This is a genomic window from Curtobacterium sp. MCBA15_007, from assembly GCF_001864905.1.
In the GTDB taxonomy this organism is placed as follows: domain Bacteria; phylum Actinomycetota; class Actinomycetes; order Actinomycetales; family Microbacteriaceae; genus Curtobacterium; species Curtobacterium poinsettiae.
In genome coordinates, this window is record NZ_MJGM01000022.1 from 1 (window position 1) to 23532 (window position 23532).

The window sequence follows — 23532 nt, forward strand, 5'->3', positions numbered from 1 at the left end:
TCCGTTGGTCGCGACTCGTCGCGCGCGCCGCGTCGACTGGTCACGAACTGTCGGCCGCTGCGGCGCCAGCCGACAGGTGGTGACCACCCGGCGGACGTGAGCGGGGTGTCGTGACCGCGCGTGGGCCGCCGACCCGCAGCGCGGCGCCGCGCTGCTACTGCATGGTGGCGTACGAGACGCAGGCGTCGCGGAACATGTCGAGGGTCTCGTCGGTGGTCGACGGGAACACCGACACGCGCGCGACCCCGAGCCGCGTGGTCGCGGTGACGCCGTGGTTGTGCATCGCCGCGGACAGGGCGGTCACTCGCCCCTGCGTCGGCCGGAGCACCACGATGCCGGCGCGCTCTGCCGGGTCGCGGCTGGACTCGACCTCGAGCCCGAACTCGTCGGCGATCGCGAAGACACGCTCGACGCGGTCGGCGACTCGCTCCTGCACGGCGGCGACACCGACGGCGGTGAGGCGCTCGAGCGACACCGCGAGACGGGCCTGCGCGACCGGGTCGATGCGGGACATCTGGAAGCCGGCGGCTGCCGGACGGACGGCGGGGACCTCGGTCGGCCAGCCGGACGTGCCGTGCGGACCGGACAGCGCCGGACGGATCCGGTTCAGGGCGCGGTCACTGAAGGCCACGAACCCGGTGCCCCACCCGGCGTGCAGCCACTTCTGCCCGCCGGTGGCGACCACGTCGGCGACCTCGTACGGGGCGTCGACGACACCGAAACCCTGGATGGCGTCGACGATGAGCAGGCGGTCGCCGATGACCTCGCGAATGGCGGCGAGGTCGGTCAGGTAGCCGGTGCGCCAGTCGACCAGCGACACCGCGACGGCGGTCACCTCGTCGGTCAGGCGCTCACGGATCAGCTCCGGCGTCACCCAGCCGGCACCCGACTCGATGACGACGGGCTGCACGCGGCCGCCGGTGGCCGACGCGGCGCTGGCCAGTGCGAGCGGCAGCGACGGGTACTCGTCGGCGGACACGAGCACACCCCCGGTCAGGCCGAAGGCGGTGTGCAGCAGGCCGGGGGTCGTGGCGGCCTGCGAGACGACCTGGTCCTCGCGGCGGCCGACCAGCCGCGCGGCGACGGCGCGGACGCGGGCGTCCTGCTCGTCGAGGGTCTCCATCGCGCCGAATCGCATGTGGGCCTGGATCGTGCCGAGCACGCGCTGCTCCTCGAGCACGGCGGTCTGCACGGGGCCGAACGCAGCGTGGTCGAGGTAACCGGGGTCTTCGGAGAAGCCGGCGGCGTACTCGTCGATGTTCACAGGTGGTGCACCTTTCACAGGGTTCAACCCTGAGAGCCTACTGGGACGTGGCTCCGCCGACGAACCCGGTGCGGCAGGTGGCTGGTGGCTGGGCGACCAGCCGCGCCCGACCGCACTCAGCCGCGCTCGGCCGCCGAAGCGACGCTCAACGGACGAAGCGACGCTCAGCCGCCGAAGCGACGCGAGCGGAGCCCGAAGTCGCGGACCGCACGGAGGAAGTCGACCTCGCGCAGGTCCGGGTAGAACGCCTCGACGAAGTAGAACTCGCTGTGCGCGCTCTGCCACAGCATGAAGTCGGACAGCCGCTGCTCGCCCGAGGTCCGGATCACCAGGTCGGGGTCCGGCTGGCCCTGCGTGTACAGGTGGTCGCCGATGAGCTCCGGCGTCAGCACCTCTGCCAGGGTGTCGATGGTGCCGCCACCCGCGCCGTGCGACTGCACGATGCTGCGCATGGCGTCCGCGATCTCGCGACGGCCCCCGTACCCGACGGCCAGGTTGACGTGCAGCCCCGTGCGTCCGGCGGTGCGCTGCTCGGCCCGTTCGAGCGCGGTCACCAGGTTGTCCGGCAGCCCCTCGTTCGAGCCGACGTGCTGCACGCGCCAGTCACGGTTGTCGGCCAGCACCCCGGCGAGGTCGGCGATGATCCCGACGAGTTCCTCGAGCTCTTCGCCGCCACGACCCGTCAGGTTGTCGGCGGACAGCAGGTAGAGCGTCACGACCTCGATGCCGAGGTCGTCGCACCAGGTCAGGAACTCCGGGATCTTCGCGGCGCCGGCGCGGTGGCCGTGTGCGGCGGACTCGAGCCCGAGCTGCTTCGCCCAGCGGCGGTTGCCGTCCACGATCATGGCGACGTGCTTGGGCTTCGCGGCCCCTTCGAGCTGGCGGCGGATCCGGCGCTGGTAGGCGCGGTAGAGGATCCCCCGCCCTGTCCATCCCGCCGTCCCGGTCACGCACCGAGCGTAGTGCACCACCTGGACGAGAGCCCTGGGGGTGCCCGCTCTGCGGACACGTGGCGGTCGTTCGGGATCAGGCCCTATGGTCGGGTCCATGCAGGACGAGCACGAGACCGGCACCCTCCCCCACGTCCCGTTCACGGAAGAGGCGACGGCCCCCACGTCGGAGCCCCGTCCCGCCTGGCGCGGCTGGATCCACCTCGGCGCGTTCCCGTTCGCGATCGCGATGGGGGTCGTCCTGATCACCCTCGCCGACAGCACCGCGGCGAAGGTCGGCAGTGCGGTGTTCATGGCGACGTCGCTGGCGATGTTCGGCGTCTCGGCGACCTACCACCGGTTCCCGTGGGGACCGAAGGTGAAGGCCGTGCTGAAGCGCATCGACCACACGAACATCCTGCTGCTCATCGCCGGCACCTACACACCGATCGCGATCTGCGCCCTGCCGCACACGCTGATGGTCGTCGTGCTGTGGGTGATGTGGTCGGGCGCAGCGCTCGGCATCGCGTTCCGGGTGCTCTGGATCAACGCGCCCCGCTGGCTGTACGTGCCGATCTACCTGGTGCTCGGGTGTGCTGCCCTGGCGCTGCTACCGCAGTTCTTCGCGGCGAGCGTCCCGATGACCGTGCTCATCCTGTCCGGCGGCGTCGCGTACATCATCGGCGCGCTGGTCTACGGCTTCAAGCGGCCGAACCCGGTGCCGACGCAGTTCGGGTTCCACGAGGTGTTCCACGCCCTGACCGTCGTGGCGTTCGGTGCGCAGTGGGTCGGCGTGCTCATCGTCGCGCTGGACCCGGTGCGCTGACCGTCGCACGTTCCTGGTGCGCCCGCGCCCGATTCCGGTCGGCGCGCGCACAAGGCCGACTGGAGGCCCGTGGCGATGCCGCCACGGGCCTCCAGTCCCTACCCGGTCGCGTCAGCCGCGCTCGGTGTCGTCGCCGACGTCGGCCCGGCCGTCTTCGGCCACACGCCGCTCCGGCTCGTCCGTCGCGGTGCCGTCACCCGCGGTGCCGTTCGCCTCGGCCTCGAGCCGCTCCCGCACCTCGGCGCGGTAGCGGGTCCGGCGGATGCGCCGGGTCATGTCGACGACGAGCAGGATCGTCACGACGGCGACGAGCGCGATCGCGATGAACCCGACGACACCCGGGGTGACGTCGACGTCGGGGACGACCGAGGGGCTGGGACTGGGGGTGGCGGCGAGTGCCGCCGCGATGGTGCTCACGAGGTCGGTTCCTTGTCGGCTGGGATCCCGGCGAACAGGTCGGTCTCCGGGAGCTCGGTCGGCACGCGTGCCTCCACGAGCTGGTAGTCCTCGGTCGGCCACACCGTCGCGAGGAGGTCGTTCGGCCAGTAGAAGAAGGCGCTGTCCGGTGCGACCTGGCTGGCGTGCGCGCGGAGTGCGGCGTCACGCTGGTCGAAGTACTCGTGCACGTCCACGTGGGTGGTGGCGAGGTCGGGCCGGTCGGCGAACCGCTCGACCCACTCGCGCAGCTGCTCGACTGCGGGGCTGTCCGGGTCGCGCTCCTGCAGGGCTTCGAAGATCGTGCTGAAGCGGCGCGGGTTCATCGTGCGCTCGTAGTAGAGCTTCGCGATCGACCAGGGTGCACCGGCGGTCGGGTACGCCGACGGGTCTGCGGCGGCGGACCACGCGGCCATCGACACCTCGTGCGTGCGGATGTGGTCGGGGTGCGGGTAGCCGCCGTTCTCGTCGTAGGTGACGAGCACGTGGGGGCGGAACCGGCGGATCACGCGGACCAGCGCCTCGGTGCTGTACTCGAGCGGGACCGTCGAGAACGTGCCCGGCCGCACCGTCTCGCCCTTCTCGGCGTCGGGCAACCCCGAGTCGTGGTACCCGAGCCACAGGTGGTCGATGCCGAGTGCCTGCTGCGCCGCGGCCATCTCGGTGCGGCGGTACCCGGCCATGTCGCGGTGCGCACGGCTCGTCGCCGGCTCGCCGAGCTGGTCGTTCAGGATGTCGCCGGCCTCGCCGCCGGTGCAGGACACGACGAGCACCTGGTGCCCGTCGGCCACGTACTTCGCGGCGGTCGCGGCACCCTTGCTCGACTCGTCGTCGGGGTGGGCGTGGACTGCCAGCAGGCGGTAGGGCACGTGGGGTTCCTCACTGCGGGTGAGCGGCGTCGGACGCGGGCAGCGCACAGCATCGCGTGAACTACCCTGGGATCAGGATATCCACCCCGGGAGCCCCGAACTGTCCGAACAGCACCAGACCGCCACGCTCGACGAGCGCTACGGCCGCACCCCGGCCCGCAAGCGCCGCAGCCGCCTCTTCGCGATCGTCGCGGCCATCGCGGTCGTCGTGGTCTTCGGGGCGTGGGTGATCTGGGCGGGGCTCGACCAGTCCGATCGTGGCCTCGACCAGGACGTCATCGGGTACGAGGTCCTGTCCGAGCACAGCACCGTCGTCCACTCGCAGGTGTCCGTCGATCCGGGCGTCGAGGCGAAGTGCGCCGTCCAGGTGCTCGACAAGAGCTACTCGATCGTGGGCTGGAAGGAGATCACCGTGCCGGCGTCCGAACAGCGCAGTCGGAGCATCTCCACGCAGGTCACCACGACGACGCGGGGCGTGACCGGGTTGATCCACGACTGCTGGATTCCCTAGACTGTCCTGATTCGCCTCTCGAGACCGACCACTCGGCCGGTCTCGTTTTTTCATGGTCGAAGGGACAGAACATGAGCAACGACACGCAGGTCACCTGGCTGACCCAGGAGGCGCACGACCGTCTCAAGGCGGAGCTCGACGAGCTGAGCGGCGAGGGCCGTGCCGAGATCGCGCGCCGCATCGAGGCCGCTCGCGAAGAGGGCGACCTCAAGGAGAACGGCGGCTACCACGCCGCCAAGGACGAGCAGGGCAAGATCGAGGCCCGCATCCGCGTCCTCACCGAGCTCCTCAAGCACGCCACCGTCAGCGAAGCCGAGTTCGACGGCACCGTCGAGCCGGGCACCGTCGTCACGGCGGTCATCGCCGGCGACGAGTCCACCTTCCTGGTCGGCAGCCGCGAGATCGTGGCCGAGGGCTCGGACCTGACGGTCTACAGCCCGGTCAGCCCCGTCGGCGCGGCCATCGTCGGCCTCAAGGCCGGCGACAAGGCCACCTACACGGCGCCGAACGGCAAGGAGATCGCCGTCGAGGTCGTCAAGATCGAGCGCTACGAGCCGTAGACCCGGCCCACTGCAGACAGGAGGCCCGTGGCGAGACCGCCACGGGCCTCCTGTCTGTCCGCTGGTCGCGCCCAGGGCGCGGGGCGGACGCGGAACGACATGAACGCTGTCGGACGACAGCGACATCGTCGCGTCAGCCCGTCGCGGACTAGTGCTCCAGGAGCTCGGGGCGGAACCCGACCTCGTGCAGACGCTGGATGACCTCTTGCGCGTGCTCGGGGCCGCGGGCCTCGATCGACAGGTCGAGCGCGACCTCGTTGATGACCAGGCCCTGCCCGTGGCGGGTGTGCAGCACCTCGACCACGTTCGCGCCGGCGTCCGAGATGACCTGGGCGACGCGGGACAGCTGGCCCGGGCGGTCCGGCAGCATGATGCGGATCCCGATGTACCGGGACGCTGCCACGAGACCGCGGGTGATCACGCGCTCCATCATCAGCGGGTCGATGTTGCCGCCGCTCAGCAGCACCACGGTGCGGCCGGTGTCGCGGACGGCGCCGGACATGATCGCGGCGACGCCGACGGCCCCCGCGGCCTCGACCACGAGCTTGGCGCGCTCGAGCAGGACGAGCAGGGCGCGGGCGGTGTCGTCGTCCGAGACGGTGACGATGTCGTCGACCAGGTCGCGGATGATCGGGAAGTTCAGGTCGCCGGGCCGCGCCACCGCGATCCCGTCGGAGATGGTCGGCTTCGTGGTGATCGTGACGGGTTCACCGGCGCGGATCGACGACGGGTAGGCAGCGGCGTTCTCGGCCTGCACGCCGATCACCCGGATCGGCCGACCGAGCCGTTCGGCCATGCCCTTGACCGCGAGTGCGATGCCGGAGATGACACCGCCGCCACCGATCGGCACCACCACGGTGTCGACGTCCGGCACCTGATCGATGATCTCGAGGCCGAGCGTGCCCTGCCCCGCGATGACGGCCGGGTGGTCGAACGGCGGGATGAACACGGCACCGGTGTGGGCGGCGAAGTCCTTCGCGGCGCTCAACGCTTCTTCCACGGAGTGGCCCCGCAGCACGACGTCGGCGCCGTAGTGGCGGGTGGCCTGCAGCTTCGGCAGGGCGACCCCGACCGGCGTGAAGATCGTCGCGGGGATCCCGAGCTCGCGCGCAGCGAGCGCGACGCCCTGCGCGTGGTTGCCGGCACTGGCGGCGACGACGCCCTTGGCACGTTGTTCGGCGGACAGGGTGGAGAGCCGGTTGTAGGCACCGCGTACCTTGTACGCACCGGTGCGCTGCAGGTTCTCGCACTTCAGGTGCACCGGGGACCCGAGCAGTTCGGCGAGGAACTGCGACGTCTCCATCGGGGTGACTCGCGCGACGCCCTTGATGGTCTCGCGCGCCGCTTCGATGTCCGCGAGGGTCGGGATCGCGGTGAGCGTGTGCGGGGATGCGCTGGTGTCGGTCACTCCCCCATCATCGTCGTTCCGAGCCGCGGCGGCGAACTCGTGTGACGCTCAGTTGGTGCTGGCGGTGCCTTCTTCGGCCGAGGGACCGGCGTCGACACCCGGGGCCGGGACGTCGTCGCCGACCTTGTGCCGGCGCCGCCGGAGCAACTGGATCTGGCCGTGCTGCCCGCGCTTCGGCGTCGCTTCGAGTACGTGGTCGGAGTCGAGCCGGCGCCAGCGGCCGCTCGCGATGGTGGTGACCATGGCGTTCAGCGTCGCGATCAGCGGCACGGCGAAGAACGCTCCGGCGATGCCGGCGAGACCCGACGCCGCGGTGACGCCGAGGACGACCGCGAGCGGGTGGACCTTGACCGCGTTGCCCATGACGAGGGGCTGCAGGATGTGCCCCTCGATCTGCTGCACGAGGAGCACGACACCGAGCACCAGGACGGCGGCGAGGGGGCCGTTGAAGATCAGTGCGACGAACACCGCCAAGAAGCCCGTGACGATGGCGCCGACGACCGGGATGAAGGCGCCGAGGAAGACGAAGGCCGCGATCGGGATCACGAGCGGCATGCCACCGAAGAAGAGCCCGACGATGAAGGACCCCAGGCCGATGCCGACCGCGTCGACGAAGGCGACGAAGATCTGCACCCGGATGAAGCTCGTCAGGGTGATCCAGCCGGCGACACCGGCGCCGTCGACCGCTGCGCGCGCCTTCTTCGGGAACAGCCGGACGGACCAGCGCCAGACGTTCTTGCCGTCGATCAGCAGGAAGATCGTGGTGAACAGGGTGATGAAGAGCGCTGCGAACGCATGGGTTGCACCCGACCCGGCACTGGCGACACCGGACAGGATCGACGCGGAGTTGTCCTGCAGCCACTTCGTGCCGTCGTCGAGCCAGCCGTTGACGTCGGTCTGGCTGATGCCGAACCCGGAGTTCAGGACGAAGTCCTTGATGTTGGCGTACTGGTCGATCGTCCGGTCACGCAGGGACGGGTACGACGCGATCACCTGGTCGACGACGAGCCAGACCAGGGCACCCAGGGCCGCGACGCCGCCGAGCAGGCTCATGACGACCGCGAGCCACTTCGGCACGTGGTGGCGCTGCAGCCAGTTCGAGATCGGCACCAGGAGCGCCGAGACGACGATCCCGACCAGGAAGGGGATGAGGATTTCGCTGAAGACCGTGACCAGCCAGATGAAGACGGCGATCACACCCACGACGACGAGCGCTCGCCACGACCACGCACCGGCGATGCGGACGCCGATCGGGACCGATTCCTCGACCACGGGGTCGGGATGAGTCTGCTTGCTTCCCCATGCCATGGCCTGATTGTACCGACGTGCTTCCGGTCAGGTGCCAGATGCGGCATACGTGCATGGATCCTCGTGTCGGCGGCCTTCGGTAGCGTCGCCGCATGCCCAGGTCGACGCTCTCCGCCGCCGAGGCCCGTCGGGTCGCACTCGCCGCACAGGGGTTCGGACGACCACCCGCCGACGCGGTGTCGACACGTGCGGTGAACCCCGCGTTCGGGCGGCTCGGGCTGCTGCAGATCGACTCCGTCAACGTGTTCGAACGCAGCCACTACCTGCCGCTCTTCGCCCGGCTCGGCACCTACGACCGGTCGACGCTCGACCGGCTGACGCTCGGGCGGTCCGGCCCGTACACCGAGTACTGGGCGCACGAGGCCGCGTTCATCCCCCGCGACGACCTGCGGCTGTTCCGGTGGCGGATGGACGCCCTGCGGGAGCGCGACGCCGGACCGACCCGGATCGACGGGGTCACCCGGACCGCTGCCGTCCGCCGCGAGCTGCACGCCCTGCTGCGGGCCGAGGGGCCGATGCCCGCCAGCGCGGTGGAGCACGAGTCGAACGTGCGACGTGGCCCCTGGTGGGGGTGGAGCGACGTGAAGCTCGGGCTCGAGCAGATGTTCCGGTGGGGCGAGACGGTCAGCGCCGGACGCGCCGGGTTCGAGCGCGTCTACGCCCTGCCCGAGCAGGTGCTGCCCGACGGCTTCCTCGAGACCGCTCCGGCACGCGCCGACGCCGTGCTCGAACTCGTGCGTCGGGCATCGCGCGCGCTCGGTGTCGGCACCCGAGCGGACATCGCGGACTACTACCGACTGCGCTCCGACGACACCGCCGCCGCGATCGCCGCACTCGCCGCCGCCGGGGAACTCGTCCCGGTGCGGGTCGAGGGCTGGGGCGAGCGGGCCTGGCTCCACGCCGATGCGCGGGTACCCCGGCAGCTGACGGCGGACGCGGTGCTGAGCCCCTTCGACCCGGTCGTCTGGTTCCGACGGCGGGCCGAGCGGATGTACGGCTTCCACTACCGGATCGAGATCTACACGCCGGCGCCGAAGCGGGTGTTCGGCTACTACGTGCTCCCGGTGCTGCAGGACGACCGGCTCGTCGGTCGGATCGACCTGAAGAGCGACCGGCAGCGGGGCGTGCTCCGGGTCCGGACCGCGTGGCAGGAACCCGGCGAGCACCTGGACCCCGAGCGACTCGCCGAGACCCTGCGGCGGACCGCGAGCTGGCAGGGCCTGGGGGCGATCGAGGTGACCGATCGTGGCACCGCAGCACCTGCCGTTGCCGGAGCGCTCGGTCTCCCCCTGGTGCCGCACGTGTCCGCGGACGACACGGATGCGGCTCAGCCGGTCGCGCGTGCCGAGCAGGACGCGGCAGTCGACGACGCTGGTGACGCTCGCTGACCCGTCAGAACCGCTCGGCGTTCGCGCGCAGACGAGCGATGCGGTCGGGCAGCGGCGGGTGCGTCGAGAACAGCCGGTCCATCACCCCGGGGCGCATCGGGTCGGCGATCCACAGGTGCGCCATCGAGGAGTTCTGCGTCTGCACCGGACGGCCGTACGCCCCGAGCTTCTCGAGCGCCCGCGCCAGGCCCTCGGGGTACCGCGTGGTCATCACGCCCGTCGCGTCCGCCAGGTACTCGCGCTGCCGGGACACCGCGGCTTGCACGCCCGCCGCGGCGATCGGGGCCACGACGACGGCGGCGATGCCGGCGATCAACAGGACCGGGTTGGCGCTGCCGCCGTTGTCCGAGTTGCGGTTCCGCCCGCCGGACAGACCGCTGAAGACCGAGATGCGGAGCAGGATGTCGGCGATGAATCCGACGGCCACGACGAGACCGAAGACCATCGTGGACACCCGGATGTCGTAGTTGCGGACGTGCCCGAGCTCGTGCGCCATCACGCCCTGCAGCTCCTGGTCGTCCATGAGCTCGAGCAGCCCGGTCGTCGCCGCGACGACCGCGTGCTCGGGGTCCCGCCCGGTGGCGAAGGCGTTCGGGGCGGGGTCGGGGATGACGAACACCCGGGGCATCGGCATGCCGGTCGAGATGGCCAGGTTCTCGACGGTGCGCCAGAGTCGCGGCTCGGCGGCCCGGTCGATCTCGATCCCACCCGCGATGGCGGTGGCCTGTCGTGCCGCCAGGAAGTACTGCAGCACGGCGTAGCCCAGTGCGACCACCAGGACGATGAACCCGATCGAGACGTTCCCGGCGAGGTACCCGCCGAGGAACCCGAGCGCACCGATGATCAGCAGGAACACCAGGACGATGACGACGGTGTTCCGCTTGTTCCGCGCGATGGCGCTGTACACGTCGGCTCCGACGCTGGGGTCAGAACTGGACGCGCGGCGGCTCGGCGATGGCCGCCGGCTCGTTCGTCTCGAAGAACGTGGCCTCGGTGAAGCCGCGGTTCTTCGCGAACGTGGAGTTCGGGAACACCCGGATCTTCGTGTTCAGCTCGCGCACGCCACCGTTGTAGAACCGTCGAGCGGCCTGGATCTTGTCCTCGGTGTCGACGAGCTCGGACTGCAGCTGCAGGAAGTTCTGGCTCGACTGCAACTGCGGGTACCCCTCGGCCACCGCGAAGACGCTCTTCAGTGCCTTCTGCATGTGTCCCTCGGCAGCGGAGGCCGTGTCTGCGTCACCGGCCGACAGGGTCTCGGCGCGGGCCTTCGTCACGTCGTCGAAGACCGCCTTCTCGTGCGTGGCGTACCCCTTGACGGTGTCGACGATCGTGGGGATGAGGTCGGCGCGGCGCTTCAGCTGCACCGAGATGTCGCTCCAGGCTTCGTCGACCCGGACCTTGAGCGTGACGAGGGCGTTGTACGTCACCCAGAGGTAGATCCCGATGATCACCAGGATGACCACCACCACTCCGACGACGATGAGCGTCGTGACGAGTCCGGTGTCCATGCGGGCGTACTCCTTTGCGCGTCGGGATCCGCGGTGCTGCGATGGCCTGAACGGCCGTCGTGAAGTCTATCGATGCAGTCTGCATGCTCCGTTCGCTGAGCAGTGTTCACGGCCGATTCCCGAGTCACGCACACCGCGCATTCGGACTGCTGCCCGATCCGCAACCTCATCCGCGAGGTGTATTGACCAGAGGCGCTCGATCCCGTGGGATGGGTCCGGTGAACACGCGCGGGGACAACGTGGACGAAGGGGCCGTCGGGGGCGACGGCCCTCGTCGTCGACCCCGCTTCGCCCTGCTCGCAGCGGCGACGACGGTCCTCGTCGCGGCCCTCCTCGGTGCCGCGGCAGCACCGGCCGTCGCGGTCGCCGTGACTGCGGAGCCCCAGGCCGCCGCGGCTGCGGAACCCCGAGCCGCAGCGGCTCCCACCGACGCGTCCCCGCCCACGGCCGAGCCGACGGCGAGTCCCGATCCGAGCGAGATCGCGCCGCCGAGCACGGGCCGACCGGGCGCTCCGTTGCCGACCCCCACGCGTCCGGCCGTGCGGCCCACGATCGCGGATCCCGGTGACGTCACGACGGGCACCACCCGCTTCCACGGCACCGGCACGCCGGGGCACAGCGTCCGGGTGTCCGGTCCGACCGCGACCGGTTCGTCCGGGTGCACGGCCCGGGTGGGGTCCGACGGATCCTGGGCATGCCTCGGCACCGTCCGGTCCGGCCCGCAGCAGGTCTTCACGGTGCGTGACCTCGTCGCCACCGGACTCCCCGTCGCGAACGCTCCGGCCTCGGACGTCATCGTCCCGCCGACCCTGCAGGCTGCCGGCCCCACCGGCGGCACCGTGTCCGGCACCGGGTTCCCCGGATCGACGGTGACGCTGTCGGTGTCCGGGTCCACGACCGAGCAGACCGCCCTGGTCGGCCCGGACGGTCGGTGGGTCGCAGCACTCGGCACCCGAGCGGACGGCCGGTTCACCGTGACCGCCTCGCAGACGGCCAGTACCGCGCGCGGCTACCGGTCCGACCTGCGGAGCGCGGCATCGGCGCCCGTGACGGTCACGGTCGACCGCACCGCACCGGCTGCCCCGCGCATCACGACGCCGGACGACGGCCAGCGGATCGGCACCCGGTCGACGACGGTGACCGGCACCGGCGAGCCCGGCGCTCGCGTGACGGTGTACGTCGATCGTGCTCCGGTGTGCGGCGTGGTGGTGGGGACGGACGCCTCGTGGTCGTGCTCCACCGCGGGATCGACCCTGCGCGCCGGCGAGCACCGGCTCACCGCGACGCAGCACGACGCTGCGGGCAACTACTCCCAGTCCTCGGCCGCCGTGCGGGTCACGGCGGGATCCGCGACGACGGCGCCGACCGGCACACCGACCCCGGGCGCGACGGACACCCCGGGGGGCCCCGGAGGGCCGACGCCGGGCTCCGACGCGACGGCGGGCACCCCCGGCACGGCGGGCACCGGCGTCGATGGCACGCCCGGCGCTGGCACGCCCGGCACCGGCACCGGCACCGGAACGGACAGCGGCAACCACGGCAACGGTGGCAACGGCCCCACGGCCGGCGGTGGCTCAGGCAGCGGCAGTGGCAGTGGCAGTGGCAGTGGCAGTGGCTCCGGCACCGGTAGCCCGGCCGGCGTCGGCAGCGCCGGAGGACACACCGACTGGTCCGGCCCCGCCGGCGACTGGACCGCGGCGACCTCCTACGACGGCACCGTCCCGACCATCCAGGCCGCGTTCTCGTGGCGGACCGTCCTGGTCGCCACCGCCGTCGCAGCCGGGTTCCTCCTGTTGATCGCCGCGCCGCTGGCGCTGGTGGCCGCCGTCGCCCGCGGCCGTCTCCGGTCGCCGTTCGCCGGGCTCCTCGGCCGCAACCGCTCCCGGTCCGACCGTGCCCGGGGCGACGACGTCCTGCCGACCTGGGCATCCATCACCATCGCGGTGTCCATCGCGGCCCTCTGCACCCTGCTCGGCGTCGGTGTCGAGCTCGAGGCCCGGTACGCCCGTCTGGCGATCGCGGTCCTCGCCGGTACCGCGGTCCTGACCGCCGCGGTCGTGTTCGCCACACGGTGGGCAGCGGGCACCGACCACCGGACCATCGGCTTCCGGGTGTCGCCGTGGCTGGTGCTCGCGGCGCTCGTGGCCTGCGGCATCACGCGCGTGGCAGACCTCTCCCCCGCCCTCATCGTCGGCGTCGTACTCGTCCCGTCGGGCAGGCCCGGTCTGGGCACCGGCCCGCTCCGCCTCGGCACCGGGATCGCCGCGAGCGCCCGGGGAGCGACCTGGCGGGTGCTGGCCCTGCTCGGTCTCGCGGCGGTCGGCTGGGTGCTGCACAGCCTGCTCGCCGGCGGGGGCTTCTGGGTGTCGCTCGGGTCGGAGTTCGCCATCACGCTGTGCGTCGGCGGCCTGGGTGCCGTGGTCGCGACCCTGCTGCCCGTCACCGGGTCCGCCGGCAGCGCGCTGCTCGCCGCTTCGCGCGGTCGGTACGTCGCGCTCGCGGTGGTCGCCGTGGCGCTGACCACGGCCGTCTACTCGGGGACCACCGGGACGCACGCTGCCCCGGTACTGCTCGTCGGGATCGCCGCAGCGTGCGTGGCGGCCGCGATCGCGGCCCTGGTCTGGCTGCGCACCGAGCGGCGCGCGGCGCGCGTCTGAAACGAGCCGGGCCTCCCGACCGGGTCCACTGGTCGCGTCACGACGGTGCTCGGACGGCGCTCGGACGGCGACGGCCTGGAGGCCCGTGGTGACGCCGCCCCGCGCCTGCCGTCCGTCAGCCGGTCGCGTCCACCGCGCGCCGGGGCGCGTTGCGGGCGAAGAGGCCGGGCAGGAGCCCGCCGATCTTCGTCCCGATGCACAGGCTGACGAAGGTCGCGAGCGGAGTGGCGAGCGCCTCGGGGTCGAAGGTGGCCACCGCCACCAGCCCGACCGTCCCCGGCACGAGCAGCAGGAACGCCGGGAAGAACGACACCGTCGCCGGGATCGCCGGCACCAGCCGCTCGAGCAACCGTGTCGCGACGAAGAGCAGCGCCGCTGCGGCGCCGGTCGCGACGACACTGCCCCAGAGCGGCGTCGTCCCGCTCACCACGGCGTAGGCGGTGACCATGACCGCCACCGACACGAGCGTCAGGCGCCACCCGGACCGGAACACCAGGCCGAGTCCGACCGCGAGCACCACGACCGCCACCCACGAGACCCAGTAGACCGGCACGGCCTCCCAGCCGGCCAGGTCCGTGCCGACGCCCGCGACCTCGCCCACGAGCGCCGCCGACGACGGGTCCACGTGCAGCCCGGTCAGGGCACTGCCCGACGCGATGCCGGCGGCCATGAAGCCGAGCATGATGAGGCCCTGCACCAGTCGCGACGACCCGGTGACGATGTCCGCGGCGGTGAGTTCGAGCAGGGCATTGGTGATGAGGGCGCCGGGGACGAACACCGCCACCGGAGCGCACACGGCGAAGAGCGGGACCTGCTCGAACCCGGCACCCGCGGCGACGAGGCCGACGATGGCCGTCGACACGAACGCGGCCAGGAACGGGATGATCGCAACGGCCTCGCGGAAGCGCCGGAGGACCAGGCCGATCACCCCGACCAGCCCACCGACGACGAGCGCCAGGACGATCGCCCACCACGGGCAGCGGAACACGACGGCCAGGCCGGCCGAGGTCAGGGCGTTGCCGAGGATCCACGGCAGGGCGGGCGGCGGGACGGTGCCGACGCGGATGGCCCGGACGCGGGCGGGGATCTCGGCGAGGGCGATGGAGCCGCTCTCGAGCCCGAGCACCACGCGGTTCGCACGAGCCGCCTGGCGGGAGGACAGTTCGATGCCCTCGGCGTTGACGATGGTGGCGGCGCCGGTGGAGACCTCGCTCACCATCACCAGGGCGGGCAGGACGCCGATCGCGAGCGTCGGTCCGACCCCGGCGGCATCCCGGGCCTTCTCGAGCGCCGACCGGACGTCGGTGACGGAGCTACCGGCGTCCAGGAGCAGCGCACCGAGGGTGCCGAGGAGCATGCCGACCGGGACGCTCTCGCCGTCGACGACCTCGACGTGGGCCTCCGGTCGGCGGAGGGCGTTCTGCAGGTTGGCGAGTGCGCTTCCGAGTCCGACCACGATCGTCGATGCTACTGGTCGCGCGGGTTCCGCGGGGTGCGCGGTAATTGGTACCCCCGGTGGGACTCGAACCCACAACTCAGCGATTGTACGTCGTGTGTCGGTTCTCGAAGTCGGTACCCCCGGTGGGACTCGAACCCACAACTCAGCGATTTTAAGTCGCGTGCCTCTACCGATTGGGCCACGGGGGCGGGCCGCAACAGCCTACCGATGCACGAAGGCGGTCACCCCGCACGGGGTGACCGCCTTCGTGGCGAGCGGTGCTACTTGGCGTCGGCCGGGGCCGTCACCGGCTCGGGGGCGTTGGAGACGTCCTTCGCGGGCTCGCCGTAGACGGGGCCGGCGGCACCGGCGACCTTGCCCTCTTCCGGAGCGGGGGCTGCGGCGGGCGCAGCCGGGGCCTCGGCAGCGGGCTTCGGACGGGACGCGAACGCCTCGAACGCGGCACGCGGGGCCTCGCGGTCGTCGAGCGACACGATGTCGCGGCCCAGGAAGAAGCCACCGACCCAGTCGCCGATGACGCGCCACTTGCGCTCCCACGACGGCATGGCCAGGCCGTGGTAGCCACGGTGTGCTCCCCAGGCCAGGAAGCCCTTCATGGCGAACTTGCCGGACTGGAACACACCGGTGCCCAGGCCGAGGCCCGCGACGGCACCGAGGTTCTCGTGCTTGTAGTCGGTCGTCGCCTCGCCACGGATGGTCGCGACGACGTTCTTCGCGAGCTGCTTGGCCTGGCGCACGGCGTGCTGGGCGTTCGGCACGCAGAACCCGCCGACACCGCCACCGGTCAGGTCCGGCACGGCTGCGACGTCGCCGCAGGCCCATGCGTCGGCGATCACGCCGTTGTCGTCGACCACGCGCAGGTCGGGCTGCACGCGGATGCGGCCACGCTGCTCGAGCGGGAAGTCGGTGCCCTTGACCATCGGGTTCGCCATCACGCCGGCGGTCCAGATGATGAGGTCGGACGGGATCGTCTCGATCGCGCCGTCGCTCGTCTTGAGCTCGCAGACGCCGCCGACGGCCGAGGCCAGCTGCGTCTCGAGGTGCACGGTCGCGCCGCGCTCGGCGAGGTTCTTGAGCACCCAGTGCGAGGTCTCCAGCGAGACCTCGGGCATGATGCGGCCCATCGCCTCGACCAGGTGGAAGTGCGTGTCGTCGAAGGACAGCTGCGGGTGGCTCTTCAGCAGGTCGGTGACGAAGGAGCGGAGCTCGGCGAACACCTCGATGCCGGCGAAGCCACCACCGACGACGACGACGGTGAGCAGGCGGTCGCGCTCGGGACCGGCCGGCAGGTTCGCCGCCTTGTGGAAGTTGCTGAGGATGCGGTCACGGATGGACGCGGCTTCCTCGATGGTCTTCAGGCCGATGGCCTCGTCCGCGACGCCCGGGATCGGGAACGTGCGGGACACCGCGCCGGCGGTCATGACGATCTGGTCGTAGGACTCCTCCCACGCCTCGCCCTCGGTGGGGGTGATCGTCGCCGTCTTGGTGGCGTGGTCGACCTTGGTGACCTTCGCCGTGACGACGCGCGTCTTCTTGAGGTGACGGCGGTGCGCGACGACCGCGTGACGCGGCTCGATCGAACCGGCGGCGACCTCGGGCAGGAACGGCTGGTACGTCATGTACGGCAGCGGGTCCACCATGACGACCTCGGCTTCGCCCTGGCGAAGGTGCTTTTCGAGCTTCCATGCGGTGTAGAAACCGGCGTAACCGCCGCCGACGACGAGGATCTTGGGCACGGGGGATGATCTCCTTGGATGGGGGTGTGCGGGAGTCGGGTCAGACTTCGCCGCCACCCGCCCCGACTCCAGCGTCTGCACCGTCATCATACGCCCGGCACACACACCGGGAGGGCGACCAGTCCGCGCGCTCCAGCGCGAGGTCGCCGATGGGGTTGACGCCGGGTCCGGCGGCGAGGGCGTGTCCGACGAGGGCGTGCAGGCACTTCACGCGGGTGGGCATGCCACCGGCGCTGATGCCGTCGATCTCGTCGACGTGTTCGATCGACTCGCGGTCGGCCAGGTAGGCCTGGTGGGCCGCGCGGTACTGCGCGGCGACTGCGGGGTCCTCGAGCAGGGCTGCCAGCTCGGGCATGACCTGGTTGGCCTCGAGGGTGCTGACCGCAGCGGTGGCCGCGGGGTGGCACAGGTAGTAGAACGTCGGGAACGGGGTGCCGTTCGACAGCCGGGGCTTCGTGGAGACGACGGTGGGGTTGCCACAGACGCAGCGTGCCGCGATCCCGATGACGTCACGTGCCGGTCGGCCGAGCTGCGCCGACACGACCTGGACGTCGCGGTCGGAGGGCGGGTCGAAGGGAGGGGTCGTCACGGGAACGTGAGCCTACCGGAGAAGCGGAACCCCGCGCACCGTCGGCCCGGACGGCTCCGCGCCTCGGACTACTTGCTGTCGCCCGTACCGGAGACGTCGGGGGCGACGAGGTCGGCAGCACGCTCGTCCGTCAGTCCGGACTGCATCACCGACGAGAGCATCGCCTGCACCCAGTCGACCTTGGGGGTCTGCACCTTGGCGCTCACGGGGGTGCCGGATTCGGTGGTCGGGGTCTTCGCGGCCCGCTTGTCCTCGGTGCCCATCACGAGGTAGCTCTCCTCGCCCGGGTACACGTAGAGCAGCCGGTCGCGGGCCTGCGCCTCGATGTAGGCCGGGTCGTCCCAGCGCGCGACGTCCTGCTTCTTCTGCGTGACGTCGGCCTTCTGGTTGGCGACCTCCTGCTGCTGCTGGGCGATCTGCTCCTGCTGCTGGATGAGCGTCCGGAGCGACGGCGCGAGCACCACCACGAACAGCACGATGATCGCGAGCATGAGCAGGCTGAACCCGGAGAAGTGGATCGAGCGGTACCAGGGGTGCGCGGGCGTGCTGCCGTCGGGCATCGCCACGGGGACGCGGCGGACGCGGGGCTTCTGGCTGGGCACGGTCCGACGATAACCCGGGCTGGTCGGTCGGGCAGCCCGGCACGCGGCCGTTCGGCGCCCTCTCAGCGTCTCGCGTCCCACGGTGCTGCCCAGCAGAAGACGCCGTCGTCTCGTCGAGACGCCTCCGGATTCGACGGCGTCTCACGGACTTCGCGGCGTCAGGCTGACACGACGGCGTGACGCCGGCGGCGGGCGGGTCCGGGTCCGATCGAGGCAGCCGGGAGGCACGGCTCCGGCCCGTCCGTCCGCCCCGCACTCGGAGTGGTCACCACACACCGCCCGACGCACGTCCGGTGGTCACGTCCTGTCGTCCGGGCCCGGGCCAGCCGACGACTCGTGACCACTCGACGCAGCGCGCGCGGCACGTCCTGACCGCTCGGCACGTCCTGACCGCACGGCGCGTGCTGACCGCTCGGCACTCCGGGGCCGCACACACGACGAGACGCCGTCCTCGTGGAGGAGGACGGCGTCTCGGTGGTGCGGGTGCTGCTGGCCGGCCTGGTTACAGCGAAGCGGCGCGCGGGAAGGCCGAACGGCCGGCGTACACCGCGGCGTCGCCGAGCTCTTCCTCGATGCGGAGCAGCTGGTTGTACTTCGCGACACGGTCCGAGCGGGCCGGGGCGCCGGTCTTGATCTGACCACCGTCGACCGCGACCGCGATGTCCGCGATCGTGGTGTCCTCGGTCTCGCCGGAGCGGTGCGACAGGATCGAGGTCAGGCCGTGACGGTGCGCGAGCGAGACCGCGTCGAGGGTCTCGGTGAGCGTGCCGATCTGGTTGACCTTGACGAGGATCGAGTTCGCGGCCTTCTCGTCGATGCCCCGCTGCAGACGCTTCGGGTTCGTGACGAACAGGTCGTCGCCGACGATCTGGACCTTGTCGCCGAGTTCGGCGGTCAGGTGCGACCAGCCTTCCCAGTCGTCCTCGGCCAGCGGGTCCTCGATGGTGACGAGGGGGTAGTTCGCGACGAGCTCGGCGAAGTAGGAGGTGAACTCCTGGCTCGAGAGCTGCTTGCCCTCGAACTGGTACTTGCCGTCCGAGAAGAACTCGGTGGACGCGACGTCGAGGCCGACGGCGATGTCCTTGCCGGGCGTGTAGCCGGCCTTCTCGATCGCGGTGAGCAGGAAGTCGAGCGCGGCGCGGTTCGACGCGAGCTCGGGCGCGAAGCCACCCTCGTCGCCGAGGCCGGTGGCCAGGCCCTGCTTCTTCAGCTCGCCCTTGAGGGCGTGGTAGGTCTCGACGCCCCAGCGGAGTGCCTCGGAGAAGGACTCGGCGCCGTACGGCACCAGGAAGAACTCCTGGATGTCGACGTTGGTGTCCGCGTGGGCACCGCCGTTGACGACGTTCATCAGCGGGACGGGCAGCGTGTGCGCGTTCGGGCCGCCGAGGTAGCGGAACAGCGGCAGGTCGACCGAGTCGGCTGCGGCACGGGCGACGGCGAGCGAGGCACCGAGGATCGCGTTCGCGCCGAGGCGGGACTTGTTCTCGGTGCCGTCGAGCTCGATGAGCGCGGCGTCGACGAGGCGCTGGTCGGTGGCGTCGAAGCCCTCGAGCGCCGGGCCGATCTCGTCGAGGACGGCGTCGACGGCCTTGAGCACGCCCCTGCCGCCGTAGCGCGAGGCGTCGCCGTCGCGGAGCTCGTACGCCTCGAACGCGCCGGTGGATGCACCGGACGGGACGAGCGCGCGGGACACGACGCCGTCGTCGAGGAGGACCTCGACCTCGACCGTCGGGTTGCCTCGGGAATCGAGGACTTCGCGTGCGCCTACGGCATCGATCAGGGCCACGGGGTACTCCCTACACATTGGTTGTGGTGATTGCGGTGTCGATCCTAGCGAGCGGAGGTGAACACGACGTCGGCCGTGACGCCGACCTGTGGACGAGTCCGTGCTGGAACGGGGACTGGGTGCTCAGTCGAGCGGGCGGAACGCGACGCCCTCGAGCGACGCGGTGTCGGCCGAGACGGTCGCGAATGCCGTGAAGCCCTGCGCGGCGAGGCCGGCGAGCAGGTTCTTCGTGTTCTTCGTGCGGCGCTCGAGCCGGACGCGCCGGTGGGACGCCAGCGCCTCGGTCTTCAGCGCGGCGAGCCGGACCGGGTCGACGTCCTTGTCGTACACGAGCACGACGGCGTCGGCCTCGGCCGACTCCGGCAGGGTCACCAGGTCGACGAGCCGTTCGAAGCCGAGCGAGAACCCGACGGCGGGGACGTCCTGCCCGAGGAACCGGCCGATCATGCCGTCGTACCGGCCACCGCCACCGAGGCTGTAGCCGAAGTCGGGGTGCGCGACCTCGAAGATCGTGCCCGTGTAGTAGCCCATGCCGCGCACGAGCGTCGGGTCGAACCGCAGGTCCACCCCGGGCAGCGCCTCGCGCAGGCGGAGCAGGTCGGCGAAGGCCTCGGCGTCGAGCCACGGCGCGCCCTCGACCGACGTCCAGTCCGCGGCCTCGAGCGCACGGATGGTGTCCTCGAGCCCGGGCAGGTCGGCGCCCACGGTGCTGCGGAGTTCCGCCGCAACGCCGTCCGCGCCGACCTTGTCGAGCTTGTCGATCGTGATGAGCGCGCGGTCGGCAGCAGCGGGCTCGGTGATCCCCCACGACGCGAGGAGTGCCAGGAGGATCCGGCGGTCGTTGATCCGGATCGTCGTGCCACTGACACCCAGGGCGTCGAGGGCCGCCGTCGTCGCGCGGATGAGCTCGATCTCGGCGAGCTGCCCGGGCTCCCCCAGGATGTCGATGTCGCACTGCACGAACTGGCGGTAGCGGCCCTTCTGCGGACGCTCGGCACGCCAGACCGGGGCGATCTGCACGGAACGGAAGACCGACGGCAGCTCCGCACGGTGCGAGGCGTAGAAGCGTGCGAGGGGAACGGTCAGGTCGAACCGCAGACCGAGGTCGGCGAGGTCCAGCGGGGCCTCGGCGCCCTGCAGGTCCTCGGTGGTCAGCCCGCGCTTCATCACCGCGAACGCCAGCTTCTCGTTGTCGCCACCCAGCCCGGAGTGCAGCCGCGCAGCGTCCTCCACCACCGGGGTCTCGATCTCGTCGAAACCGTGCCGCGAGTAGACGTCCCGCACGACACCGAGCACGTGCTCGCGCCGGGCCTTGTCCGCCGGGAGGAAGTCACGCATGCCACGGGGTGCCGTCACGGTCGTTGCCATGCGGCCAATTCTGGCAGACGGCCGCCCCGGCTTGCGCGCCTTCCGATCCACTGGCATACTGCATGCAGAACCTCGGTCCGGATCGTGCCTGATCCACGTTCCGGATCGTTCGCGGGGCGACGTGCTGCAGTGCGTCCCGCGGTTCGAGCGGGCTTCCCTGTCGGCCCCTCTCCCTGGTGGAGCCGACGCCCGCTCACGGGCGCCCTCTCTTTTTCGGGTTGGGAGGGCGCCCGTTCTCTCCCGCCCGGATCCTCCGAGCCCGGAGCGACCTCGCGCACCCGGGATCACTCTGCAGCGCGACCGGCCTCCTCGAGCTCCGTCACCGCGGCGCGCAGACTCGCGACCGGGTCCACCCCGAGCCCCGCCGCAGCCGCGATCTCCCCGAGCACCGCTCGCCCCCACACGGGGTCGGCCGTGCCCACCCCGTCGTCCGCCGCCAGCGCGGCGGACGCACCACGGGCCTCCAGGCCGACGCCGGAACCGGCCCCGACGACGGAGGCGACGACCGCGTCGGCGTCCCCACGCTCCTGCAGCCGTTCCAACAGCTTCACCGCACGCTCCAGCGGCGGCATCGCCCGCGGCACCCCGTCGAACGCACTCCGCCGGCTCGCCTTCTCGGACGCCTTCGCCGCACGCCAGACCCGCACGACGTCCTCGACGGTGTCCGCCGTCTCGTCACCGAACACGTGCGGGTGCCGCCTGGTCATCTTGTCACGCACCCCGGCGGCGACGTCCTCGAGCGTGAAGTCCCCCGCCCGGGCGGCGATCCCCGCGTGCAGGACCACCTGGTAGAGCAGGTCGCCGAGCTCCTCGCGGACGTCGGCCGGGTCGCCGTCGTCGATGGCGTCGACGAGTTCGTACGACTCCTCGACGGCGTACCGGGCGAGTGAGGCGTGGGTCTGCGCCCGGTTCCAGACGCACCCGCCGTCCTCGGCGAGCAGGCGGTCGACGACGGTCACGAGGTCCGGTACGGCGGTCATCCGGCCATGGTCCCACTCCCGTAGACTGGCGGTGGTGTGTCGGGAAGTCTGGTCGACGGACACTCACCCGACCCCTCGAGACGGAGATCCATGTCGTCCCTCGTCCGCTCCCCCCGCTTCAGCGCCATCGCGCTCCTCACCGCCGCCGTGCTCGGCCTGGTCGTGGCGAACTCCCCGATCGGCCCCGGCCTCGAACGGCTCCTCGACGCGCACCTGCCGCTCGGTGCGCTGGGCCTCGACCTGTCGATCGCGCACTGGATCAGCGACGGCCTGCTCGCGGTCTTCTTCCTGCTCGTCGCGATCGAGCTGAAGCAGGAACTCGTCGACGGTGAGCTGTCGAACCCCAAGACCGCGATCATCCCCGCCATCGCCGCGGTCGGCGGTGTGCTCGTCCCGGCCGGCATCTTCCTGCTCGTCACCGCGGGCACGCAGTACACGCACGGGTGGCCGATCCCGACGGCGACGGACATCGCGTTCGCGCTCGGGGTGCTCGCCATGTTCGGTCGCGGGCTGCCGAGCGGCATCCGGGTGTTCCTGCTCGCGCTGGCCGTCCTCGACGACCTCATCGCGATCATCATCATCGCCGTGGTGTTCGCCCACGACACCGACTTCCTGGCCCTCGCCGGTGCCGTCGTCACGCTCGCGGTGTTCTGGCTGCTCGGCCGGATGCTCCGTCCGGGGCGATCCGGGCAGACGCTGCTCATCGTGGCGATGGTCGTCGTCGGGCTCCTGACCTGGTGGCTCGTCTACCACTCCGGTGTGCACGCCACCATCGCCGGCGTCGCGCTCGGGCTCGTGCTGCCCCGCCGTCCGGGCCACACCCTGCACGAGAACGTCGAGCCGTGGTCGAACGCGATCGTGCTGCCGGTGTTCGCGTTCGCGTCGGCCGCCGTCATCATCCCCGCGGTCGGCATCAGCGAGCTCTCGCCCACGTTCTGGGCGGTCGTCCTCGCGCTACCGGTCGGCAAGGTGATCGGCATCACCCTGTTCGGCACGATCGCCACGCGGATCTTCCGCTCCCCCGGCCGCTCGTCGCTGTCGTTCTTCTCGATCATCACCGTCGGCGTGCTCGGCGGCATCGGGTTCACGGTGTCGCTGCTCATGAACGAGCTGGCGTTCGCCCGCAACGAGGAGATCCTCGACGAGGGCGTCCTCGCCGTGCTCGTCGGATCGGGCATCGCCATCGTCGCGTCGGCGGTCGTCGTCACCCTGCGTGCGCGGGCGTACCGCGCGCGCCGCGAACTGTCCGAGGCCGAGGACACCGAGTAGCGGCTTCGCACCCGTTCCGCGACACGGCACGCGTCGTTCGACGCGTGGATCGTCGCGAGCGGCGTGCGCGCCGTGGACCA

21 protein-coding genes and 1 tRNA gene are annotated in these 23532 nt (G+C 71.5%); 6 read left to right on the forward strand and 16 right to left on the reverse strand.

Annotated features, from left to right (window positions below; genetic code table 11):
- Positions 1-154 precede the first annotated feature (154 nt).
- Entirely contained in the window at positions 155-1264 is a 1110-nt protein-coding gene (locus BIU95_RS10540) for an aminotransferase class V-fold PLP-dependent enzyme (protein ID WP_042537708.1), read from the reverse strand.
- Between the two features lie 164 nt (positions 1265-1428).
- Positions 1429-2214, reverse strand: coding sequence for an isoprenyl transferase (locus tag BIU95_RS10545; protein ID WP_031259495.1), 786 nt, complete (start codon positions 2212-2214; stop codon positions 1429-1431).
- A gap of 97 nt (positions 2215-2311) precedes the next feature.
- Between BIU95_RS10545 and BIU95_RS10550 the strand changes: the two genes are divergently transcribed.
- Positions 2312-3019, forward strand: a complete 708-nt coding sequence (locus BIU95_RS10550; protein WP_042537844.1) for a hemolysin III family protein — start codon at positions 2312-2314, stop codon at positions 3017-3019.
- A gap of 111 nt (positions 3020-3130) precedes the next feature.
- On the opposite strand, the gene BIU95_RS10555 is transcribed toward BIU95_RS10550, so the two are convergent.
- Both BIU95_RS10555 and mca read right to left on the reverse strand, forming a co-directional pair.
- A complete protein-coding gene (locus BIU95_RS10555; protein ID WP_052481660.1) occupies positions 3131-3436 on the reverse strand; it encodes a hypothetical protein in 306 nt (101 codons plus the stop codon).
- Entirely contained in the window at positions 3433-4323 is an 891-nt protein-coding gene (gene mca / locus BIU95_RS10560) for a mycothiol conjugate amidase Mca (protein ID WP_139179747.1), read from the reverse strand. Before mca ends, BIU95_RS10555 begins: the two co-directional genes overlap by 4 nt.
- Before the next feature lie 19 nt (positions 4324-4342).
- Between mca and BIU95_RS10565 the strand changes: the two genes are divergently transcribed.
- Together BIU95_RS10565 and greA are read left to right on the forward strand one after the other, a co-directional pair.
- Positions 4343-4834, forward strand: coding sequence for a DUF4307 domain-containing protein (locus BIU95_RS10565; RefSeq protein ID WP_017886738.1), 492 nt, complete (start codon positions 4343-4345; stop codon positions 4832-4834).
- 71 nt (positions 4835-4905) lie between these two features.
- Positions 4906-5394, forward strand: a complete 489-nt coding sequence (gene greA / locus BIU95_RS10570; RefSeq protein ID WP_017886739.1) for a transcription elongation factor GreA — start codon at positions 4906-4908, stop codon at positions 5392-5394.
- Positions 5395-5542: 148 nt separating this feature from the next.
- Here greA and ilvA read toward each other — a convergent pair whose 3' ends face one another.
- Together ilvA and BIU95_RS10580 are read right to left on the reverse strand one after the other, a co-directional pair.
- Positions 5543-6802 carry a threonine ammonia-lyase gene (gene ilvA, locus BIU95_RS10575; protein ID WP_017886740.1) on the reverse strand — a complete coding sequence of 420 codons (1260 nt, stop codon included), beginning with the start codon at positions 6800-6802 and terminating at the stop codon, positions 5543-5545.
- A 48-nt stretch (positions 6803-6850) separates the two neighbouring features.
- Positions 6851-8110 carry an AI-2E family transporter gene (locus BIU95_RS10580; protein ID WP_042537710.1) on the reverse strand — a complete coding sequence of 420 codons (1260 nt, stop codon included), beginning with the start codon at positions 8108-8110 and terminating at the stop codon, positions 6851-6853.
- A gap of 92 nt (positions 8111-8202) precedes the next feature.
- Here BIU95_RS10580 and BIU95_RS10585 point away from each other — a divergent pair, with 92 nt between their 5' ends.
- A complete protein-coding gene (locus BIU95_RS10585; protein WP_017886742.1) occupies positions 8203-9498 on the forward strand; it encodes a winged helix-turn-helix domain-containing protein in 1296 nt (431 codons plus the stop codon).
- 4 nt (positions 9499-9502) lie between these two features.
- Here BIU95_RS10585 and BIU95_RS10590 read toward each other — a convergent pair whose 3' ends face one another.
- On the reverse strand, positions 9503-10405 hold the full coding sequence (locus BIU95_RS10590; RefSeq protein WP_017886743.1) for a M48 family metalloprotease: 903 nt from the start codon (positions 10403-10405) through the stop codon (positions 9503-9505).
- A 19-nt stretch (positions 10406-10424) separates the two neighbouring features.
- The gene (locus tag BIU95_RS10595; RefSeq protein WP_017886744.1) at positions 10425-11006 is read right to left on the reverse strand and encodes a LemA family protein; all 582 of its coding nucleotides are present in this window, start codon (positions 11004-11006) and stop codon (positions 10425-10427) included.
- Positions 11007-11224: 218 nt separating this feature from the next.
- On the opposite strand from BIU95_RS10595, the gene BIU95_RS10600 reads away from it, so the two are divergent.
- A complete protein-coding gene (locus BIU95_RS10600) occupies positions 11225-13663 on the forward strand; it encodes an Ig-like domain-containing protein (protein ID WP_139179748.1) in 2439 nt (812 codons plus the stop codon).
- A 115-nt stretch (positions 13664-13778) separates the two neighbouring features.
- On the opposite strand, the gene BIU95_RS10605 is transcribed toward BIU95_RS10600, so the two are convergent.
- The 8 genes from BIU95_RS10605 to BIU95_RS10640 all read right to left on the reverse strand — a co-directional run bounded on the left by BIU95_RS10605 (position 13779) and on the right by BIU95_RS10640 (position 22183).
- On the reverse strand, positions 13779-15119 hold the full coding sequence (locus BIU95_RS10605; protein ID WP_083389336.1) for a threonine/serine exporter family protein: 1341 nt from the start codon (positions 15117-15119) through the stop codon (positions 13779-13781).
- A gap of 117 nt (positions 15120-15236) precedes the next feature.
- A tRNA-Leu gene (locus tag BIU95_RS10610) sits at positions 15237-15310 on the reverse strand.
- 72 nt (positions 15311-15382) lie between these two features.
- Positions 15383-16858, reverse strand: a complete 1476-nt coding sequence (locus tag BIU95_RS10615; protein ID WP_071251651.1) for an NAD(P)/FAD-dependent oxidoreductase — start codon at positions 16856-16858, stop codon at positions 15383-15385.
- A 40-nt stretch (positions 16859-16898) separates the two neighbouring features.
- Positions 16899-17447 carry a DUF501 domain-containing protein gene (locus BIU95_RS10620; protein ID WP_042537715.1) on the reverse strand — a complete coding sequence of 183 codons (549 nt, stop codon included), beginning with the start codon at positions 17445-17447 and terminating at the stop codon, positions 16899-16901.
- Positions 17448-17515: 68 nt separating this feature from the next.
- On the reverse strand, positions 17516-18049 hold the full coding sequence (locus BIU95_RS10625) for a septum formation initiator family protein (RefSeq protein WP_052481662.1): 534 nt from the start codon (positions 18047-18049) through the stop codon (positions 17516-17518).
- Between the two features lie 502 nt (positions 18050-18551).
- A complete protein-coding gene (gene eno, locus BIU95_RS10630) occupies positions 18552-19835 on the reverse strand; it encodes a phosphopyruvate hydratase (protein ID WP_017886749.1) in 1284 nt (427 codons plus the stop codon).
- 123 nt (positions 19836-19958) lie between these two features.
- Positions 19959-21203: a histidine--tRNA ligase gene (gene hisS / locus BIU95_RS10635; RefSeq protein ID WP_031259502.1), complete on the reverse strand. Its 1245-nt coding sequence runs from the start codon at positions 21201-21203 to the stop codon at positions 19959-19961.
- 284 nt (positions 21204-21487) lie between these two features.
- Positions 21488-22183, reverse strand: a complete 696-nt coding sequence (locus BIU95_RS10640; RefSeq protein WP_017886751.1) for a MazG family protein — start codon at positions 22181-22183, stop codon at positions 21488-21490.
- Between the two features lie 90 nt (positions 22184-22273).
- On the opposite strand from BIU95_RS10640, the gene nhaA reads away from it, so the two are divergent.
- Positions 22274-23452, forward strand: a complete 1179-nt coding sequence (gene nhaA, locus BIU95_RS10645; protein WP_017886752.1) for a Na+/H+ antiporter NhaA — start codon at positions 22274-22276, stop codon at positions 23450-23452.
- Positions 23453-23532 lie beyond the last annotated feature (80 nt).

What these genes read in the sequence shown, in the direction of transcription:
- BIU95_RS10550 (WP_042537844.1), top strand. Translation starts at nt 2,312, where the DNA reads ATGCAGGACGAGCACGAGACCGGCACCCTCCCCCACGTCCCGTTCACG.
- greA (WP_017886739.1), top strand. Translation starts at nt 4,906, where the DNA reads ATGAGCAACGACACGCAGGTCACCTGGCTGACCCAGGAGGCGCACGAC.
- BIU95_RS10580 (WP_042537710.1), bottom strand. Translation starts at nt 8,110, where the DNA reads ATGGCATGGGGAAGCAAGCAGACTCATCCCGACCCCGTGGTCGAGGAA.
- BIU95_RS10585 (WP_017886742.1), top strand. Translation starts at nt 8,203, where the DNA reads ATGCCCAGGTCGACGCTCTCCGCCGCCGAGGCCCGTCGGGTCGCACTC.
- BIU95_RS10595 (WP_017886744.1), bottom strand. Translation starts at nt 11,006, where the DNA reads ATGGACACCGGACTCGTCACGACGCTCATCGTCGTCGGAGTGGTGGTG.
- hisS (WP_031259502.1), bottom strand. Translation starts at nt 21,203, where the DNA reads ATGGCAACGACCGTGACGGCACCCCGTGGCATGCGTGACTTCCTCCCG.
- BIU95_RS10640 (WP_017886751.1), bottom strand. Translation starts at nt 22,183, where the DNA reads ATGACCGCCGTACCGGACCTCGTGACCGTCGTCGACCGCCTGCTCGCC.
- nhaA (WP_017886752.1), top strand. Translation starts at nt 22,274, where the DNA reads ATGTCGTCCCTCGTCCGCTCCCCCCGCTTCAGCGCCATCGCGCTCCTC.